This is a genomic window from Leptospira harrisiae, assembly GCF_002811945.1.
GTDB lineage: Bacteria > Spirochaetota > Leptospiria > Leptospirales > Leptospiraceae > Leptospira_A > Leptospira_A harrisiae.
The window spans coordinates 216,923-235,755 of sequence record NZ_NPDX01000002.1; the positions used below are offsets into that span (position 1 = coordinate 216,923).

The following is an 18,833-nucleotide window of genomic DNA, read 5'->3' on the forward strand; positions in this document are numbered from 1 at the left end:
TTTTTCTATTTCTCTTCTCCCACCGCATCATCTGCAACAATTAGATGGTTGTACTTTTCAGGTTGGTTGGTTTTCAGATAAAATTCTAAAATAGTTTCTACATCGGCTTCGGTTTTCATAGCAAACCACTTGCCTTCTGGATAGGAAACTTGGATGGGCCCAAGTTCACAACGATCCAAACAGCCAGATTTTTGAACTCGAAACTTGTATTCAATTCCAGCTTTGGCAGCTCTTTGTTTGAGGAGTTTTAATAGTTCTATGGAACCTTGGTTCCCACAAGACACCCGTTCGCCGGGTGCCCTTTGGTTTTCACAGACAAAAACATGTTTTTCATAAAACATTGGTTTTTCTTTTCCTTAATTTTCTAAACCGCGTAGTCTTCCATGGGAATACAAGAACAAACTAAGTTACGATCTCCGTACACATTGTCCACGCGACCCACACTTGGCCAAAATTTACGTGTGCGTAACCAAGGCAATGGGTAAGCGGCTCGTTCTCTTGGATAAGCATGGTTCCAGGAATCGCTGATGACCATATCTGCCGTGTGAGGAGAATTTTTAAGTGGGTTGTCTTCTTTGGAAAGAACTCCTGACTCAATGTCTTTGATTTCTCCAGCAATGGCCAACATAGAATCAATAAATCTATCAAGTTCTTCTTTTGATTCCGATTCTGTAGGTTCTACCATTAGAGTTCCTGGAACAGGGAAAGACATGGTGGGTGAATGGAACCCGTAGTCGATCAGCCGTTTGGCGATATCTTCTACTTCGACACTGCTTCCTTTTTTGAATCCACGCATATCTAAAATACATTCGTGTGCTACTAGACCTTTGTTCCCACGATATAAAACAGGGAAGGAAGATTCTAATTTTTTAGCGATGTAGTTTGCATTGAGAATGGCAATCTTTGTTGCAAATTGTAAACCTTCAAATCCTAACATGGCAATGTATGCCCATGAGATCACAATGATGGATGCAGATCCCCAAGGAGCAGCAGAGACCGCCCACTGGCTGTTATTCGATCCATTTTCCACAAGACTATGTCCTGGAAGAAAAGGTGCTAAGTGTTCGGCAACGCCAATAGGTCCAACGCCAGGTCCACCGCCACCATGCGGAATACAAAAAGTTTTATGTAGGTTTAAATGACAAACGTCGGCACCAATATCTGCAGGTCTTGTGAGTCCAACTTGCGCATTCATATTGGCTCCATCCATATACACTTGCCCACCGTTATCATGGATGGTTTGGCAAATTTCTTTAATTGAGGCTTCAAACACTCCATGAGTAGATGGATAGGTTACCATGAGTGCACCCAAACTGTTTTTGTATTCAACAGCTTTTTTCTTTAGGTCATCTACATCAATGTTTCCATTAGAATCACAATTCACAGGAACCACTTTGAATCCAGCCATCACAGCAGATGCGGGATTGGTACCGTGTGCAGAAATTGGTATGAGACAAATGTCTCTATGCATATCATTACGGCTTTGGTGGAAATTACGAATCGCTAGTAAACCTGCGTATTCTCCTTGCGAACCAGCGTTAGGTTGGAGAGAGACCTCCGCAAAACCGGTGATTTCACAAAGCCATTTTTCTAATTGGCTAAAAAGAGTTCTATACCCTTCCGTTTGATTTTCAGGAACAAAAGGATGGATATTAGAAAGTTCTGGCCAAGTGACAGGATACATCTCTGTGGATGCATTGAGTTTCATAGTGCAAGACCCAAGTGCAATCATGGATGTTGTCAGAGATAAATCTTTGGATTCCAGTCTACGGATGTATCGTAACATCTCTGTTTCTGTATGGAAACTGTTGAAGACAGGATGAGTCAGATATTGTGATTTTCTCTCTAATAATTCTGGAATTTTCCATTCTTCTTTGGTTGTCAGATCTTCTAAATCAAAATGGAGAGGTTTGTTTTCATTAAAAATCTCTAACAGATCTTTGATGTCTTTTAGATTCGTAGTTTCATCTAGGGAAATACTGATCACATGACCAGAAACTTGTCTGATATTGATTTCTCTTTCTTCTGCATAATGAATGATTTCTGCAGAAGAAATTTTAGAAAGTTCTACACGAATGGTATCAAAGTAGGGATTGGAAATAATTTTGTATCCGAGTTTTTCAAGACCAGTGGCAAGAATCGTAGTCATACGATGTACTCGCGATGCAATTTGTTTTAAACCTTTTGGCCCATGATACACTGCATACATAGAAGATAAAACGGCAAGTAACACTTGTGCTGTACAAATGTTAGATGTCGCTTTGTCCCTTCGAATGTGTTGTTCTCGTGTTTGGAGGCTTAGGCGGTAACCAGGTTTTCCTTGTGAGTCTTTGGATACTCCAATGAGACGGCCTGGCATATTTCGTTTGTATTCTTCTTTGGTAGCAAAGTATCCGGCATGTGGTCCACCAAATCCAAGTGGCAATCCAAATCGTTGTGTAGTTCCCACAACTACGTCGGCGTTCATCTCACCCGGTGCTTTTAAAATCGTAAGTGCTAAAAGATCTGCAGCTACTACTGTTTTTGCTCCTACTTTATGGAGGCTTTCTATAAATTCACTAAAGTCGTAAATGGTTCCATCGGTAGATGGATATTGCACAATCGCTCCAAAAAAATCATTGGAAGGAACCATCTTTTTAAAAGATCCCACGACAATGTTGATTCCGAGTGGAATCGCACGAGTGCGGATCACATCTAGAGTTTGTGGATGAACTGATTGCGATACAAAGAATGATTTTCCTTGTGAATCCTCTTTTAAAGAGAAGAGCATATTCATCGCTTCTGCCGCTGCGGTTCCTTCATCCAGAAGAGAGGCGTTGGCAATTTCCATTCCTGTTAAATCAGTGATCATAGTTTGGAAGTTAATGAGAGCTTCCATACGACCTTGGGCAATTTCTGCTTGGTACGGAGTGTACGCAGTATACCAACCTGGATTTTCCAAAATATTTCTTTGGATCACTGCAGGTGTAATACAAGAATAATAACCTAGTCCCAAATAGGATCTGTAGATTTTGTTTTTAGAAACAATTTTCTTTAGTTCTCTTTGGAGAGCAAATTCCCCAATTGGATTTGGCAAGTTTAGAACTTTTCTTAACCGAATGTTTTCCGGAACCGCATCATTAATCAGGGCATCCAATTCCTTGTAACCAATTGTGTTAAGCATCGAAGAAACTGTTTCTTCAGTCACACCGACATGGCGACGGAGGAAGGTATCACTTGGTTCTAATGTTTCTTCGTAAGGGGAATGGATAGGTAATGTAGGTTTTGCGGAACTCACTTTAGAAAACTCCTATTAATCTAATTTAGATACGTATTCTTTGTATTGTGCTGCGGATAAAAGATTTCCGAGTTCAGATGTTTGGATGTTTTTTAATTTGACCATCCAAGTATCAAATGGTTCCGCATTCACTGCTGCTGGGTTGGAACCAAGACTTGCATTTGTTTCTGCCACTTCGCCAGAAATTGGTGAATACAAATCTTCTGCTGCTTTGACTGATTCAATTGTACCTAAACTGTCTTTTGCTTTGATTTGTTTTCCTGGTTTAGGGAGGTCGATGAATACAATGTCACCGAGTGCATTTTGTGCGAAGTCAGTGATTCCGATGAGAGCCACTTCCCCTTCGACTTTGACCCATTCATGTTTTTCAGTATAATAATATCCGTCTCTTGCTTGTGTATCTGCCATGATTTTTCCTCTTCTTTTTTACTTTCGATTAGCGATTGTTTCGAACACTGCCTTGGATGAAAGCGCCAGTCTCCACTTTTGCCAATTTCTTCTGCCCACGAATCTCCACAAATACTTCCATCTGGTTTTTGGCGAATTCGGTGTCGAGAATGGCAAGTCCTAGAGATTCTTTCCTGCTCGGCGAGTGGGTTCCCGAGGTAGATTTGCCAATTTCTTTCCCATCACTAGAGAAAATGGGGAAATTTTCCCGTAAAACACCGGGTTCTAAAAGGCGAATTCCCACAACTTTCTGTTTGGGACCATTCTTTTTATCCGCAATGATGCGCTGATATCCCAAGTAAGGGACTGGTTTTTCTTTCACGATAAAGTTGATTCCCGATTCTACAGGTGTCCATTCTGCATTCAGTTCATGACCATACAATGGGTACTTTGCTTCCAATCTTAGTGTGTCGCGTGCCCCAAGACCTACAGGAACCAAACCAAACTCTTTTCCTATTTCTAATAATTCTTTCCAGAGAGTGACACCGAGTGCATTCGATGTATAAATTTCAAATCCATCTTCTCCCGTATAACCTGTGCGAGATACGATGATGGTTTCTCCTTTCCAATTCATTTCTTCAAAATGATAGTAAAGAATAGAACTTAAATCTTTACCAAGATATTTAGAAAAGATTTCATCTGCTTTTGGGCCTTGTAATGCAATTTGATGCCAGTTTTTACTATCATCAACGATGTTTACGTTCCCTTTCTTATATGTTTCTAAATGTTTTGTGACTGTTGGATAATTGGATGCATTGGAACAAATCATATACTTTGAATCACTGAATTTATAAACGGTGATATCATCCACAAGTCCACCAGCTTCATTCACCACTGCATTGTACTGCACTTGGCCCACTTTCATACCAGTGATGGTGTTACAAGTGACTGATTCTAGGAAAGAAAGAACATCGGTTTCGTTTCCTGTGACAAAAATTTCACCCATATGGGATACATCAAAGAGTCCCGCAGCTGATCTTGTGACTAAATGTTCTTGGATGATTCCAGTATATTGTACTGGCATGTCCCATCCGCCAAAAGGAACCATCTTGGCTCCCATTTCTTTATGAATACTATGTAAAGGGGTTTGTTTTAGTTCCACGGCTTTCTCTCGATCAGACTCTGGAACCATTGAAAAATGGTTTCATCGTTATGGAATTGAATTTTTTTTAAGATATTATGTTAAGAGAAGTCTATCGCATCGAAAAAACCGGATCCATTGATCATCTACTAAGGAAATCGGAACTACTCAGGCCGCCCGAAGGTGATGAAGTGACTATTGAAGTAAAAGCCATTGGTCTTAACTTCGCAGATGTATTTTCGATTTATGGTTTATACTCAGCAACACCCAAAGGAAGTTTCATTCCTGGTTTGGAATTTGCGGGAAAAATCGTAAAAATAGGCGAAAAAGTGAAGAATTTTGAAGTTGGCGACTCTGTGTTTGGTGTGACTCGTTTTGGTGCTTATACAACACATCTTAACATTTCAGAAAAAACAGTATTCTCTCTTCCAAAGGATTGGTCGATGCAAGATGGAGCAGCTTTTGTTGTACAAGCGCTCACTGCATACTATGCACTTGTCCCACTGGGACAAGTGAAAGAAGGAGATCATGTTCTCATTCATAGTGCTGCTGGTGGTGTGGGAATCATGGCAGGACAGATTGCGAAGAAAAAAAAAGCAATCACCATCGGTCTTGTAGGTGATTCCGTTAAGTTTTCTATCTTAAAAGACGTAGGTTATGATTATTTTCTCATTAGGTCTCCTCATTTTAAACAAGAGATGCAGAAAATTTTATCAGAACATCCGTTAAAAATAGTTTTAGAATGTTTAGGTGGTCATTATTTTCAGGACAGTTATGATCTCTTAGCACCGATGGGAAGGCTTGTTACCTATGGAAGTGCAAACTTCACACCATCACATTCATTCCGAAATTGGTTTTCCATCGCATATTCTTACCTCACAAGACCAAAAATTGATCCATTATCCATGATTTCAGACAATAAATCAGTGATGGGATTCAATTTAATATGGTTGTGGAATGAAATTGATGAACTTCGAAAACATTTTTCTGATTTAATGATGTTATCACTACCAAAACAAACTATTGGGCATGAGTTTACGTTTGATTCGATACACGATGCACTCCGTACATTTCAATCAGGACAAACAATTGGTAAGATTGTTATAAAAGTTCCGTAGAATGTGTATTAGTCTGTTTTTTTATTTTGAATAAAAATTCATGCAAAAAATAAAATTTCTTTACATTAAAATTGATATGATTTAATTATGTCGTATCAATTCACTCTCTGTTTGCCAAGGACAGCCGTGTTTTGAAATCAAAAGATAAGGACGATCACAATGGTTGCTAAAAAGAAAGCCGCAAAAAAGAAAGCCGCTAAGAAAAAAGCTGCAAAGAAAAAATCTAAGAAATAACTTAGATTCGATTCTTCCTTCGAAACTATCGAAGTAAGATTGTGTGAACCCGCAAAACCTGCGGGTTTTTTCATTTATAGAGGTAAATACAGGAGAAAAATTAGGCGATTGCCCTTGTAAAACCCCTGCGACTCATCAAAAATCCCGATTTTTTATCTGAATTGGCTCTTTCCATTCCAATAAACTGAAAATGATCCTTCTTATTGATCGAATCAAAGAGTGCTTTCATCAGTGATTCAATGTTAGGATGCACTACGTTTTTATAACTTTTACGCGAATGATCCTTACCCCAGATCTCTAAATGGTCTGTATCAGGCATTTTTAAAATGAGAGAAGGCAGATCATATCGTTTCATCAGTACGTTGCAAACATCTTCGAAACCATACTCTGTAATAGAATTAAAATCAAAAAATACAAGTAAGTAGAGGATATTGGTTGGTTCGAGTCTTCCATTTTCATCAGAAATTTTCTGAATCCCATCTAAAACAACGTAACGCAGATTTTTTGTTTGGATCCAAAGTTTCTGATCTTCGTGACGTTTGAGGTTTACTTCTTCTGAAAACCGCTTTTGGAATACGGTAGAGAGGAAAAAACCAGAAGAATCTTGTCTTTCTTCGAGGATTCGTTCTAACGAAAAGGGTTCAAACTCTAAATTGAAGTACTTTGTATACGTCTCTGCCATATCATTTAGAGTAACGGTCAGATTTTAGAGTTTGAATCGGATTTTTTTAAAATTAAATTCTAGAAAATTAGAATTCTAACATCCTTCGTTCGCTGTCGTGAAAGAAACTATATCCTTCTTTTTTCCATGTCTCCCAAAATTTTGCAGAACCTTCTCGCATAAAACAAATTCGTTCTTCTGTGGAGATGGGAGTTAATATAAGAAAGTTAGCGCGTTTCCCATTCTCTGTGATGAGTCCGTGAAGGTTTGGTAGTGATTCCTTTAAACCTTGCTCTAATTCCTCTGTGACGTTACGTAGAACGAACCAGTTGAAGTCTAGATAGAGTTGGTCGGGATCTTTTCTAGGATTTTGGATCGTATGAGAATGACCAAACCAAATTCCTGTGTTCCAAGGAAACTTTACCATCTCACCCAGTACATGTTGGATCCATGTTTCTGATTTATCTTCTGTATCTTTTAAAAGTTGGATGGCAAATACGAGTTCGATTCTTGAAAAGTTTTCATAATCTTTATGATAGAGTTCAATGGATGGTTGGTTTTGTACACTCATCCCTATGGTAGAAAAGATTTTGATTCCAGGAAATTCCTTTGGTAAAAAGGAAGCAATTCCGAGTGAAGGATACTTTCCTCCATCAGCAGACCAATACTTTTCATGTTTCCCTAGTTTTGATTCTAAAAACTCCAATCTAAGCTTTTGTGCTTTTTTCCAATGATCTTTTTCCGCAACAGATTCCCAAAATTTACGATTGGTCTTCACTCGTTCGGCAATCACTCCATTATCTGGATCACCAAGTGGGGATGCCGTTGGAGCTTCTTCCTTTGCAAATTTCGCATACCCATGAATCCCTTTGATCCCAGACCAAGAGGGAAGGTAAGCTTGTAGTTCTTCTTCCACAAACAATGCCACTGCATCACCTTCTTCTGACCAAATGAAATGAATTTGATCTTCTCTGAGTGAACTTTGTGCTTTGGGATCGGTAATTTCTGATTTGGTTAAAACTGGCGCAAGGCCAACATCAAAATCTTCATCTATGCGGGCATCAGGTGCATCAATTAAGTTACGCACCCAAAGTGTTTTCATCGGCCACTCAGGGTTGTTATGTGATTGTAAGTATAAGTAAATGGTTCTTCCATCATCTTCTAAAAAGGCAGTAAAAGAACCGTAAGGATTTGCTTCTTGGTATAAAACTTTAGGGGTGCTTGGATTCATTAAAATTTATGAGGAACAACTCTCTCTTTGAATTTTGCAAGTAGTTTGGCTATGGTTTCATCCATCCCTTCTTCAAAATAAATATCAGGATAATAACCAGAGGCATTTCTTAGACCGATGAGTTCTGGTTCGTTCCACTTTCTATAACTTTTGAGTGAGTTCCAGACTTCTTCCGAAGGAGATTGGTTTTCCTTTTTAGCGTCGATGAAAGATTGAATCGTGCGTGTTGGGGTCATACGAGTATAGATTCTTTGGTCTCCAAGGGAAACCAACTAAAATTTTAGACGGTTTTGACAGTCGGTGTCGATTTTCATTGGATTTCTTTGGCAAGTCGGTGAAAAATTACAGTGACTTACTTTTTTCAGGCAACCCATTTCGAAATCCATGCACTTATTTCAAAGAACTGAATCAGAAAATCTTTTACCTTACGACGGAGTTTTGTTGTACATCCCGAATTTTCTCCCCACAGAAGAGGCCAAAGATATATATTTTTCCCTAATGGACGGGATCGTATGGAAACCTGATGAGGCCATTCTCTATGGAAAACACATTACCACCAAACGGAGTGTGGCTTGGTATGCGGAAAAAGGATTTTCTTATCGGTATTCGGGAACGACCAAAACTGCCTTACCTTGGTCACCTGCACTTTTAGAATTAAAAACAAAAGTGGAATTTGCCTCCAAAGAAAAATTCAATTCCTGTCTTTTGAATTTATACCATGATGGAAGTGAAGGGATGGCTTGGCATAGCGATGATGAAACGTCATTACGTCCCAATTCTACCATTGCGTCCGTAAGTTTGGGAGCAGAACGAATCTTTCGTTTCAAACATAAAAAATCAAATGAGCAGGTGGAATTACATTTAGAAAATGGAAGTTTGCTGTTAATGAAAGATGTCATCCAAAGGCATTGGTTGCATTCCCTTCCTAAGGCGATGAAGATCAAACGACCAAGAATCAATTTAACATTTCGTCAATTTGGAATTATATGAAATCCTTTTTGAACAAGTAGTTCTCGAAACTGGTCTTCCGATTTTTCATTCCATTGCAGTAAAGTTTGATAGGGATCTCCTTTTAAATCTAATACTTTGCAAAATGCTGGTTCTGTTTTGATCCCTTGTTTTTTTAAATTACGGATTTCTTCTCGGAATGTTGGATCTGCAAATGATAAAAATCGATTTTCCACCATCATATGAATCCACGCATATTGGTCTGTTGGTTCTACTGATTGCCCAAAGATTTCATAACTAAACTTCTTTGTTTCAAATCGACAAATTAATGTGACGCATAGTGCAATGTTTTTTTCAGAAAAACTATAATTTGGCATGTTACGAAACTTAGCATAACAGATCTTTTGTAAATGGGCAGGGTTATTAAATTTCACTAAGATATCGACATCGCTAAAATCTGTATCGATATCCAATGGAATCGTACCTGCAAGAGTTGGTTTGAAACCATGTAAGGATTTTAGAATTTTCCATTCGTCTAAATCCTTTGCTAAGTCCTGTTGTTTGTGATTCCCCGATTGTAAAAATTCAATTTGTTGGAACGGGTGGGAAAGCAAGGATTGCATATTATGTCTCGTGCGCTCGGTCTCGGCCCCCACCCTGAATGGGTGGTGGAGGCGGGCTTGTGGGGGTTCATTCCCGGCCCAACGCCTACCATAAAATCTAACTCTTGTCTCTTGGAAATCGAATCTCGCCAAAAATTCTAAAGAAAACTTCGCAGTTTCGCCAAAATCTTCAATCGATTCACAAACAAATCTTATAACAATCCTGCACTTTCCATTTGATTTACATGGTCTATAAAAGTTTCAGTTAACGGTCGATAGGTTAAACCTAGATTCGTTTTACTATACTCATTGTTTAAGTGTAGCGGTTGGCCTATGTTATTTTTTGTATATCCCCAAGATAATCCAAAAAATGGTCCAATCAAATATACGAGAAACTTAGGTAAAGTTCCGGTGGGAACAGAATATTTGTTCCCAAATTTTTCTTTAATGATTTTTGCGACACCTAACATTGGTATAACTTCCGCAGAAGTGATATGTCTTCCTTCGGCTTTTGGAGTAAACCCTGCTAAGATATGTGCCTTTGCAACATCTCTCACATCGACATATCCCATTTTTGTATCAGGGACACCAGTGCGAAAAACTCCCTTCAACATATTTTTCATAAACTCTACACTCGTTCCATCCATTCGTTTGGAAACGGAAGGCCCCATTACAAAAGATGGATTGATCACAACTAAATCCCAACGAGATTGCCTCTTTTGAATTTCCCAAGCTTCTTTTTCAGCCAAAGTTTTGGAATAAGCATAAGGTTGGTGTGTAAGATTACTTGTAATATTCCAATGTTCTTCCGTAAACGTTTGGTTTGGAACTTGTAACGAGTCTATATTATCGCCATGAATTGCTGCAACACTGGATGTTAGGACAACTCGCTTAACAGTAGAAATACGATTGCAAGATTCAAGAACATTTTTGGTTCCTTGTAATGCTGGGTCTATCAATTGTTTTTTTGGATCTTTGACCCCAGCCACAAAAAACGGAGACGCTGTATGGATCACAAGTTCGACACCTTCAATTGCCTTATCAAAACTTCCATCTAACATTAGATCTGCTTCAAATAAACTAAGTTTATCTTTAAACTTTTCTTTTAAATCTAACAAATGTTGAATTTTGGAATTATCTTTTAAGCTACGAACGGTAGCTCTTACTGTTCTACCATCTTCTAACAAATATTTGACGATCCAGGACGCAATATATCCCGATCCTCCTGTAACAACAACTGGTGATTCTGGATTGATCGATTTCATATTGAACTTTAGACTCTGAGTTTTTTAAAAGATATATATAAATCCTAAATAAACTTTTCCTAACAAAACAATGATTTGTTTGTTTTTGCCTGGGCGAGGCCCAAGAGGGCCCGGGCTTTTTCGGAGTCCGCGTTCGCTCCCGTCTCTGGTTGTGCACTTTGTGCCCACCAGAGACCAAGTCCTGCAAATCCCTCTCGCTTGGCATCCAACCTTTTATCAAACTAGAAAAGGTTTGCCATCGCCACTTGTTTTTTTGATTTTTGACGGTAATGACGCAAAAATCGAATCCATTTCAACTTCGAAAAATTTCTAAAATTGGAATCCTTCTCTTACTCCTGATTTTTTGTTCTCATTGTGTTCTTCGCCCTTCCGGGAATCTAACCAATTACGAATCCTACTTTCCTCACGATAATCAAACAAATCCCATATCAAAAGGAAAAGTCAGAGCTACGTTTTTGGGTACCTCCTCTATCCTGTTAGATGATGGAGAAACTCAAATTTTAACTGATGGATTTTTCTCAAGACCATCTATATGGAAAACAGCATTTTCCAAAATTGAATCAGAACCAAAGACTGTATTGTCAGTTATTGAAAGAGCAAAAATCAAACGCCTAAAGGCAATTTTTGTTTGCCATTCTCATTATGATCATGTTATGGATGCACCATTTGTCGCCAAACAAACGAAGGCGATATTATATGGTTCTTCTTCTACTCTCAATGTAGGAACGGGCGCTGGGCTTACCATAGATCAAATGCAAAAATTTGAACCTGGAAAACCTATCTCCATTGGAAAGTTTAAAATCACAGTTTTGGAATCCAAACATACCCCCGCTTTCCATATCCTTGGAAAAACAAATGCAACGGATCCAAATCATCCGAATATAGATTCTCCCCTCGTACAACCTGTAAAAGTTATGGATTTTATCGAAGGTGGGACTTTTGATTTTTTCATCCAACATGGAAAAAATAAAATTTTAATCAAAAGTAGTACAAACTTTGTAGAAGGAGCTTTGGATAAACTCAATGCGGATGTTTTGTTTTTAGGAATTGCACAAATTTCTCTACAGCCAATCTCCTTTCAAGATGAGTATTACAAACAAACCGTACAGACTTTAAAACCCAAATTATTAATTCCGATTCACTGGGATAATTTTTTTAAACCACTTTCGGAACCACTGGAACCCAATCTTCAATTGGGAGATGATTTTGATGCCAACATGAAATCCATTTTAAAAAGATCGGAAGGACAGAAAATTGAAATCAAGTTATTACAAGGTTTTGAATCCATTGATTTGTTTTAGAGATACTTGAAATCTATAGGCATCCTTTACATCGCATTTTTTGTTCTAGAGTTGTATTGGTTTACATTTTTAGAATTTTTAACTTAAGTTAAAAATTAGTTAAGGATTCCTGAACTCTATTAGATTAGAAGTGTCCCTATCATTTTGGAAATGGACACATTCAATCTAAATTACGCGAGCCATCACCATGTCGAATTCAACTTGGAACCAAAATCATTTTGTTCTTTCCCCTTGCCAAATTTTAAAACGATACCAACCCGGCCGTTCAAAATTTTTTAGAATGATCACGCTGTTAATGGCTGTGATCATTTCAATCGTATTTTACCAATCATCCATCTTTGCAAACTCAGAACCGAAACCAAAAGTTTTAATCGTTATGAGTGCTGCCGATATAATTTTGTTAGATGAAAATCAAAACCATCCTACGGGAGTTTTTTTAAACGAACTTTTCCATCCTGCCATTCGTCTGTATCAATCAGGTTTTGCATTAGAGTTTGCCACTCCCAATGGCAAAAAAGTCACACTGGATCCAGAAAGTTTAAAAGATAAATATTGGAATTCGAAAGAAGAAAAAGAAGAAGCCATTCGTTTTTTATCTTCACTCCCTTCGTTTCAAAAACCAATCTCACTCGAATTGGCCATTAAAAATAATCAAAGTTATATGGGTTTACTCATTCCTGGTGGACAAGGGCTGATGACTGACTTGTTGTATGATCCAAATCTTACTATTTTACTTTTAAAATTTCAAGAACAACAAAAAACAATCGGTTTGGTTTGCCATGCACCGGCTTTGTTACTCACACTTCCTTCCCGTTTTAAGGGAGAAGGATTTTTGTTCCAGGGTTATCGTGTGAACTCTGTTACTAAAATAGAAGAATGGTTTATCGAAACCTTCGTGATGAATGGAAAACCTAAAGTTCGAAAAATTTCTGAGCTACTAAGGGAACGTGGAATGTTGTATGAATCTTCTATTTTTCCAGCCAGTGGATTTGCCATAAGAGATAGAAACTTAGTCACTTCACAAAATCCATTTTCTGGAGAAGAGTTCACCAAACTATATTTAGATGCACTTAAGGATTCTCTAAAAAAAACCTCTTTTTGATTCGACTGAGTGCCACGTTTGTGATTCCTAAATAGGCAGCTTGGTCTATTTGGGAAATACGATTTAAAACATCGGAATATTCCTGAATGAACTTTTTATATCTTTTTTCCGGTTCCAGGAGTAAAAAATCTGCGACCCGTTCTTCTTTTTTTAAATACAAATGGGAAAGAAATTGAATGAGAAAATTTTGATATCCATTTTCTTTTTCCATTTTTGATTTGAATTCGTTTGCCATTAATACAATCACTTGACTTGGTTCTATTGCAATGATAGAATAAGGAATGGGTTGGTTTTCAAAGATACTTGGTATACTTCCCAAAAGTCCATCCTCAAAAATAAAGGATTTGATCCATTCCTTTTTCCCATGTTTATAAATGAGTTTAAACCCGCCTGAAACAACCAAACCAACGCTATATGAAAGAATTCCCTTTTTGGCAAAAACTTCTTTTTTCTTAAGTTTGATTGGTTTGCCGTGAGTCATAAAAAACTCACGGATTTCTGCGGAACCAAATACTTTGGGTAACAAAACTTTCATTTGATATGAGTTTTAAGATTATAGAATTTAAGAGCCTGTCTACCGATTCTTTTCGGTGGTTCTTTGAAATTTTCCATATACCCAGCAGGGTATATGTGTCTAATCTATAGGAGTTAATTTTATGTCGGAAAAATTACCTAAAAGTTTTGAAGAGTTGATACAAACGCATGAGAAACCGATACTTGTGGATTTTTGGGCTCCTTGGTGCGGTCCTTGTCAGATGGTGGCTCCGGAACTAGAAAAATTGGCAAAAGACTGGAAGGGGAAAGTTTCGGTAATCAAAGTCAACACTGACGAAAAACAAGAGATTGCGGGAAGATATGGCATCACAGGAATCCCTACAATGATTTTGTTCAAAAATGGAAAAGAGATTCATCGTATTTCGGGTGCTATGCGAAGTGAAGAAATCAAAAAAGTATTTGGCGGAATGATTTAAGATCGGTCAATTTTTTGCTTGTATCTAGCGAAAGTGTATTGGATTCTTTGTTTCTGCCGAGGTACAACCTTTGAAAAAAATAATCCTAACACTTTTGGCTTTCCTTGTCCTATTTTGTAAGAATAGTCCTATTGAAAATTCCATTGTCATTGAACGAATTCAAGCTGCATCATCAGCTGATGGCACAAGTCCTATCAATGTATTCATTTCCGGCAAATACTGGAAACCCGAATCGAGTTTAGATGGAATTACGATTTTTTTCTCAAATGGAGCCAAATGGAACCAGGCAGGTAAAACAGATGGACGCTCATTTTTTAATGAAATCTTAATCGAATGCAAAGATAAAAAAGGCTTTGTTGCTTTTTATAAGGACGGTAGTTATGCGACAAATTTTGACTGCTCAAAAGAAACTCCCCAAAAAATCCGATCCAATGGAGTACGTGTAATTTATTTATTACCTGAATCTGGGAATGGAATCCAAACAGTTTCATTTTTCCAAAATGGAAAAAAGTTGGATGTAGTGTATCCTGAACCAATCACAGGAGAAGTAACAGCAAGTAGCACACTTCCAAGTTATCCCGCCTACGGCATGTTCGATGGTAGTATCGATTTTGCCTGGGTAGAGGGAGCTCCCACGGATGGAGTAGGTGAATCTTTTGAAATTGAATTAGAAGATGAAATCGATTTATCTGGAATTGAGATTTTTAATGGTTACCAAAGATTGGATGCATTATTTTTTAAAAATGGATCAGTGACAGAGTTACTCATATCAAATGATTCGGATTCTTTTACAATCAAAGTAGCGGACAAACAAGGTGGACAGAGAATTTTTTTTCCAAAAACTCTCTCGGGTAAAAAGTTTAAGTTTGAAATTCAAAAGGTTCGCCCAGGAAAAACCTGGAAAGACACAGTCATTGCAGAAATAATTTTACTCGGTGAAAAGGGAAAACGTTTTACCGTAGTCGATAAAAATGCAGATGAATTCAAAAAGTCTGTTCTTTCAAAAACAAAAAATACAATTCTTTCAGGTTTCGTAAACAAAGCAGTTTTTGGGGATGTATCGGAAGGTCGATTGGATTACGTATTTCGTTCCAACGGTTCTTTTGTAATTTGGAAAGATGATGTATCCGAAAAACGAGTATTAGACGGAAATTGGGTATTACTTGATGCGAATGCTTCGGAAGCTAAAATCAAAATATTTGGAAGGGATCATAAGGTTGTGACACAAAGTTTGGATACGAATAGCCCTTATGCAGAAACCACGGAAGAAAAATCGACAGTTATCTTTGGTGATACACTCATTGTTAAAAAGTCTGCTAATGGATTGCAGATGATTGGCAAAAAAGTCCAAATCAAAAACTAAATTCTTTTGTTTGGTAAGGATATTTATTGGTATGGTGTCCAAGCAATTTCCCTCTTAGAATCGGGGAAATTGCATTCACCTGACCATTCACCTGTTTTTCATATTGTTGCTTTTTTGTTTCAGATTTTTGGAGTCAGTGACGAAACTTTAATTGTTTTTCAGATACTAACGACCGTTTGGCTTGCATTTTCATTGTTTTTGGCTCGGTTCATAACAATGGATACACAAAAAGGATTTAGAGTCCTTTCTTTGGGAATACCTAGTATTTTGGTTTTTGTTTTGGGATTTTTATATCCCAAACAAAGTTGGGCATTGGGATTTTTAATTCTTAGTGTTGGATTCTCTTTTCCCATTCCAACAATATCATCATCATCCGCTTCTTTTTTTTCTACTTCACTACTTCGATTCCGACTGCGATGGATTGCATCTGCGGTCTTTTTTTTATTAGCTTTTTGGCTTCACCCTATGGTGGCTCTCCTTGGTTTTGGTGTTCTTGTTCTTTACCAGATTCCTGAAAAATTCTATCCAGGGATTTTGTTTGCAACCATCCTCTTTCCCTTTTTATTCCCCGAAGATCCGAATGGAAGGTTTTATACTGATAAAGAAAATTTTCCTCTATCCGCAGCTTTTGCGTTAGCTGGATTAGGAATCCTTTGGGACTGGGCATTTTTAGTTTTTGGATCTTCTGATTTAAAGTTCAATAGAATCCGTAGAGCCTTGGCTTTTTTTGGGTTTTTATTATTATTGCCAATCTTTCATTTTGCTGACATACAATACCGGATTCTATTGAGTTTAATCCTCCTCTCTCAAGTTTTTATTCAGTGGAATCCATTTCAAATTTTGGTTCGGACTGTTAGTACTGGGCTTTGGATTTTTTCTATGTTTACGAACCCTAACCAATTTCGTTATTCTTATGAACAAATGTGGATTCCTGGTGAATCAATGGCATCAGTACCAAACAATGGTTTGCTTGTCGCCCACCATGGTTTTTGCGAATACTATCATTTCCAATTTCGCAAAGACTGTCTTTCTTTCGAACCAGATACGAAAGCCATTTCTGAATTACCAAAAGGTACAGAAATTTATCGTGCTGTCTATGGAATTCGGTATGAGAATTTGATAACAAGCAAAGATGAAAATAAAAAACCTATTTTTTCGTTCATCCAACCGTTAGGTGAGTATCAACTGGTTCTAGAAGAGGATTGGAAAAGATACCGTTTGTGGTTGGAAAAAAGAAATTCAAAACTTTTAATGATAGCAAAGTCTTGGAAAAATCCTTATAAAGAACGTCCTAATTTTATTAAGAGAAAACATACGAATGGGATTTAATTTCAAAAGAAAACCTATCCATGGAATGAACGAAAAAGTACATCGTAGTTTTTTGCGTTTGTTTTTAGGAAAAATTTACTTCCAGTGGAAGCGGTATGTTGTTTGGATTTTGGAACAAAAATCATTTGCTACCAAAAGAGTTCTTCCGACAGAAATCAAAAAAACATTTCCTATCTCAATTTTTCAACACTCGTCTCCCATTTATCGCAAACTAAAAGACGTTCCCATGTATCTGCAAGAAAACAAAAGGGTAAATCTAAACATCGCCATCTCTAAGTTAGATGGATTAGTATTAAATCCCAATCAAGTTTTTTCTTTTTGGTATTTGGTTGGGAAACCAACGAAAAGAAAAGGGTATCTGCCAGGAATGCAACTTAGGAATGGAAGTTTTATTGAACGTACCGGTGGCGGACTTTGTCAAATGGCGAATTTGATTTATTGGATGACTTTACATAGTCCGCTCGAAGTGAAAGAGAGATGGCGCCATAGTTTTGATATTTTTCCTGATTCGGAAAGAACACTTCCTTTTGGCTCAGGTGCCACTTTGTCGTATAATTATATTGACTTACAAATTAAAAATACAACCAAACAACCATTTGTTTTACATCTTTGGGTCGAGGATGATTTTTTAAAAGGGGAATGGCTGACTGATCTAGAAGTCCCTTTTTTTTACCAAGTCTACGAATCGTATCATGGTTTTCATGCAGAACCTTGGGGAGGTTATACCAGAAGGAATACCATTCGCAGAAAAAAAATTTCTAAGGACAGAAAGGAGATTTTGAAAGATGAATTGGTAACAGAAAATACTGCTTGGATGATGTATGAACCACTTTTGGAATCCAAAGAATCAAATTCTAGTTCTTCTGCTCCCGAATGAGACTTCAAGCCATTGGTCAATAGTTTTACGAAATGTTTCAATTTGATAATAAGAACAAAAGGAAGGACAAAATGAACCTAAAGAAAATTTTTCTATCAAGTAAGTTGGTAATCGTACTTACTGCATTACTATTTCCATTTACCTTTGAAACTCAGGCGAAAGATAAATCTTTTGACTTAAGCAAACCCGTTCTGATTCGACCTTTCGGAGATTCTATTACTTATGGATTTGGTTTTACAGACTGGGGATTCTGTCCCGTTTATCCAATCGGACAATTTATTTGTATGCCACCAAACCAGGCTGTCGGAGGTTACCGAGTTTGGATGACTGAATTTGCAATTACAAACAAAGCATTAACATTTGCAACAGAAGGATATCAAAGTGGAGGTTCTAATATTCAACAATGGATTACAAATACACAAACTCACGATGGTTATCCTGGATGGAGAAATGATCAGCTGCTTCAAATAGCTAATTATCCGAGTTTTGCTGACATTACTCTCGTTCATGCCGGTACAAACGATTTAATCCAAGGAAAATCTCCGAATAATGCGATTATCGATCTATTTAAAGTTGTTAATGCTCTACTTGCAAACAATTCGAGAACTCAAATCTTTCTCGCAAAAATAATTCGAATTTCACCGACTGCTGCTACTAAATTGCCGAATTATGAAACTCTAAGTAAGAATATCAGAGATTATAATCAGCTAATTGATACATATTGGATCAATACAATACCAGCTCTTAGATCAAGAATTACCTTGGTTGATATGCACCCTATCCTAAATCTTCCAGAAGATTATTTTGACGATGTTCATCCAAGCCCTTTAGGGTATATGAAAATCTCTTGTACTTGGATTAATGCAATCAAAAGTCAAAAAACCAATCCAAGTGATCCTTGTAGCGGAATCGAAACAGATAACATAAAAGCAAAAATTCTTCCTTCCGAGCAGGATATTAAAAAGATGCAACCTACGGACGAAGAGTTAGATAAAGTCTTAAACGGAAAGTTTGAATTCAAATAAT

The 18,833-nt window shown here is 37.4% G+C and carries 19 protein-coding genes; 9 read left to right on the plus strand and 10 right to left on the minus strand.

Translation table 11 applies throughout. From position 1 onward, the window contains the following. Nucleotides 1–5 precede the first annotated feature (5 nt). Genes CH364_RS10855 through gcvT form a run of 4 tightly spaced genes read right to left on the minus strand, consistent with a single transcriptional unit; the run spans nt 6 to nt 4,856 of the window. A complete protein-coding gene (locus CH364_RS10855; RefSeq protein ID WP_100743921.1) occupies nt 6–341 on the minus strand; it encodes a (2Fe-2S) ferredoxin domain-containing protein in 336 nt (111 codons plus the stop codon). Between the two features lie 23 nt (nt 342–364). After that, the gene (gene gcvP, locus CH364_RS10860; protein ID WP_100743922.1) at nt 365–3,277 is read right to left on the minus strand and encodes an aminomethyl-transferring glycine dehydrogenase; all 2,913 of its coding nucleotides are present in this window, start codon (nt 3,275–3,277) and stop codon (nt 365–367) included. A gap of 15 nt (nt 3,278–3,292) precedes the next feature. Then, nucleotides 3,293–3,685, minus strand: coding sequence for a glycine cleavage system protein GcvH (gcvH, locus tag CH364_RS10865; protein WP_100743923.1), 393 nt, complete (start codon nt 3,683–3,685; stop codon nt 3,293–3,295). Nucleotides 3,686–3,713: 28 nt separating this feature from the next. Next, complete coding sequence (gene gcvT, locus CH364_RS10870) at nt 3,714–4,856, minus strand: glycine cleavage system aminomethyltransferase GcvT (protein WP_100743924.1); 1,143 nt, start codon at nt 4,854–4,856, stop codon at nt 3,714–3,716. Nucleotides 4,857–4,903: 47 nt separating this feature from the next. On the opposite strand from gcvT, the gene CH364_RS10875 reads away from it, so the two are divergent. Beyond that, nucleotides 4,904–5,923, plus strand: coding sequence for a synaptic vesicle VAT-1 family membrane protein (locus CH364_RS10875; RefSeq protein ID WP_100743925.1), 1,020 nt, complete (start codon nt 4,904–4,906; stop codon nt 5,921–5,923). A 334-nt stretch (nt 5,924–6,257) separates the two neighbouring features. On the opposite strand, the gene CH364_RS10880 is transcribed toward CH364_RS10875, so the two are convergent. The 3 genes from CH364_RS10880 to CH364_RS10890 all read right to left on the minus strand — a co-directional run bounded on the left by CH364_RS10880 (nt 6,258) and on the right by CH364_RS10890 (nt 8,285). Further along, nucleotides 6,258–6,839, minus strand: a complete 582-nt coding sequence (locus CH364_RS10880; RefSeq protein ID WP_100734930.1) for a hypothetical protein — start codon at nt 6,837–6,839, stop codon at nt 6,258–6,260. 67 nt (nt 6,840–6,906) lie between these two features. Next, nucleotides 6,907–8,049, minus strand: a complete 1,143-nt coding sequence (locus tag CH364_RS10885; protein WP_100743926.1) for a suppressor of fused domain protein — start codon at nt 8,047–8,049, stop codon at nt 6,907–6,909. Continuing rightward, the gene (locus CH364_RS10890) at nt 8,049–8,285 is read right to left on the minus strand and encodes a hypothetical protein (protein ID WP_100744735.1); all 237 of its coding nucleotides are present in this window, start codon (nt 8,283–8,285) and stop codon (nt 8,049–8,051) included. The genes CH364_RS10885 and CH364_RS10890 overlap by 1 nt, the downstream gene beginning before the upstream one ends. Nucleotides 8,286–8,433: 148 nt before the next feature. Here CH364_RS10890 and CH364_RS10895 point away from each other — a divergent pair, with 148 nt between their 5' ends. Further along, nucleotides 8,434–9,039 carry an alpha-ketoglutarate-dependent dioxygenase AlkB family protein gene (locus CH364_RS10895; RefSeq protein ID WP_100743927.1) on the plus strand — a complete coding sequence of 202 codons (606 nt, stop codon included), beginning with the start codon at nt 8,434–8,436 and terminating at the stop codon, nt 9,037–9,039. On the opposite strand, the gene CH364_RS10900 is transcribed toward CH364_RS10895, so the two are convergent. Both CH364_RS10900 and CH364_RS10905 read right to left on the minus strand, forming a co-directional pair. Beyond that, nucleotides 9,021–9,620 (minus strand): DUF4269 domain-containing protein, encoded by a 600-nt coding sequence (locus CH364_RS10900; RefSeq protein ID WP_100743928.1) that lies wholly within the window; start codon nt 9,618–9,620, stop codon nt 9,021–9,023. The two genes, CH364_RS10895 and CH364_RS10900, sit on opposite strands and share 19 nt — an antisense overlap. A 191-nt stretch (nt 9,621–9,811) precedes the next feature. Further along, entirely contained in the window at nt 9,812–10,864 is a 1,053-nt protein-coding gene (locus tag CH364_RS10905) for an SDR family oxidoreductase (protein ID WP_100743929.1), read from the minus strand. Between the two features lie 269 nt (nt 10,865–11,133). On the opposite strand from CH364_RS10905, the gene CH364_RS10910 reads away from it, so the two are divergent. Together CH364_RS10910 and CH364_RS10915 are read left to right on the plus strand one after the other, a co-directional pair. Continuing rightward, the gene (locus CH364_RS10910; protein WP_100744736.1) at nt 11,134–12,165 is read left to right on the plus strand and encodes an MBL fold metallo-hydrolase; all 1,032 of its coding nucleotides are present in this window, start codon (nt 11,134–11,136) and stop codon (nt 12,163–12,165) included. A 187-nt stretch (nt 12,166–12,352) separates the two neighbouring features. Beyond that, nucleotides 12,353–13,267 carry a type 1 glutamine amidotransferase domain-containing protein gene (locus tag CH364_RS10915; protein ID WP_100743930.1) on the plus strand — a complete coding sequence of 305 codons (915 nt, stop codon included), beginning with the start codon at nt 12,353–12,355 and terminating at the stop codon, nt 13,265–13,267. On the opposite strand, the gene CH364_RS10920 is transcribed toward CH364_RS10915, so the two are convergent. Further along, the gene (locus tag CH364_RS10920) at nt 13,236–13,802 is read right to left on the minus strand and encodes a Crp/Fnr family transcriptional regulator (RefSeq protein WP_100743931.1); all 567 of its coding nucleotides are present in this window, start codon (nt 13,800–13,802) and stop codon (nt 13,236–13,238) included. The genes CH364_RS10915 and CH364_RS10920 overlap by 32 nt on opposite strands. A gap of 121 nt (nt 13,803–13,923) precedes the next feature. Here CH364_RS10920 and trxA point away from each other — a divergent pair, with 121 nt between their 5' ends. The 5 genes from trxA (at nt 13,924) to CH364_RS10945 (ending at nt 18,832) form a co-directional block, all read left to right on the plus strand. Next, the gene (gene trxA / locus CH364_RS10925) at nt 13,924–14,238 is read left to right on the plus strand and encodes a thioredoxin (RefSeq protein ID WP_100743932.1); all 315 of its coding nucleotides are present in this window, start codon (nt 13,924–13,926) and stop codon (nt 14,236–14,238) included. Between the two features lie 70 nt (nt 14,239–14,308). Then, nucleotides 14,309–15,601 carry a discoidin domain-containing protein gene (locus CH364_RS10930; RefSeq protein ID WP_100743933.1) on the plus strand — a complete coding sequence of 431 codons (1,293 nt, stop codon included), beginning with the start codon at nt 14,309–14,311 and terminating at the stop codon, nt 15,599–15,601. Nucleotides 15,602–15,607: 6 nt separating this feature from the next. Continuing rightward, nucleotides 15,608–16,930, plus strand: coding sequence for a hypothetical protein (locus CH364_RS10935; protein ID WP_100743934.1), 1,323 nt, complete (start codon nt 15,608–15,610; stop codon nt 16,928–16,930). Then, nucleotides 16,920–17,807, plus strand: coding sequence for a VanW family protein (locus CH364_RS10940; RefSeq protein ID WP_100743935.1), 888 nt, complete (start codon nt 16,920–16,922; stop codon nt 17,805–17,807). The genes CH364_RS10935 and CH364_RS10940 overlap by 11 nt, the downstream gene beginning before the upstream one ends. Before the next feature lie 32 nt (nt 17,808–17,839). Continuing rightward, on the plus strand, nt 17,840–18,832 hold the full coding sequence (locus tag CH364_RS10945) for a GDSL-type esterase/lipase family protein (RefSeq protein WP_244280411.1): 993 nt from the start codon (nt 17,840–17,842) through the stop codon (nt 18,830–18,832). Nucleotide 18,833: the final 1 nt, after the last annotated feature.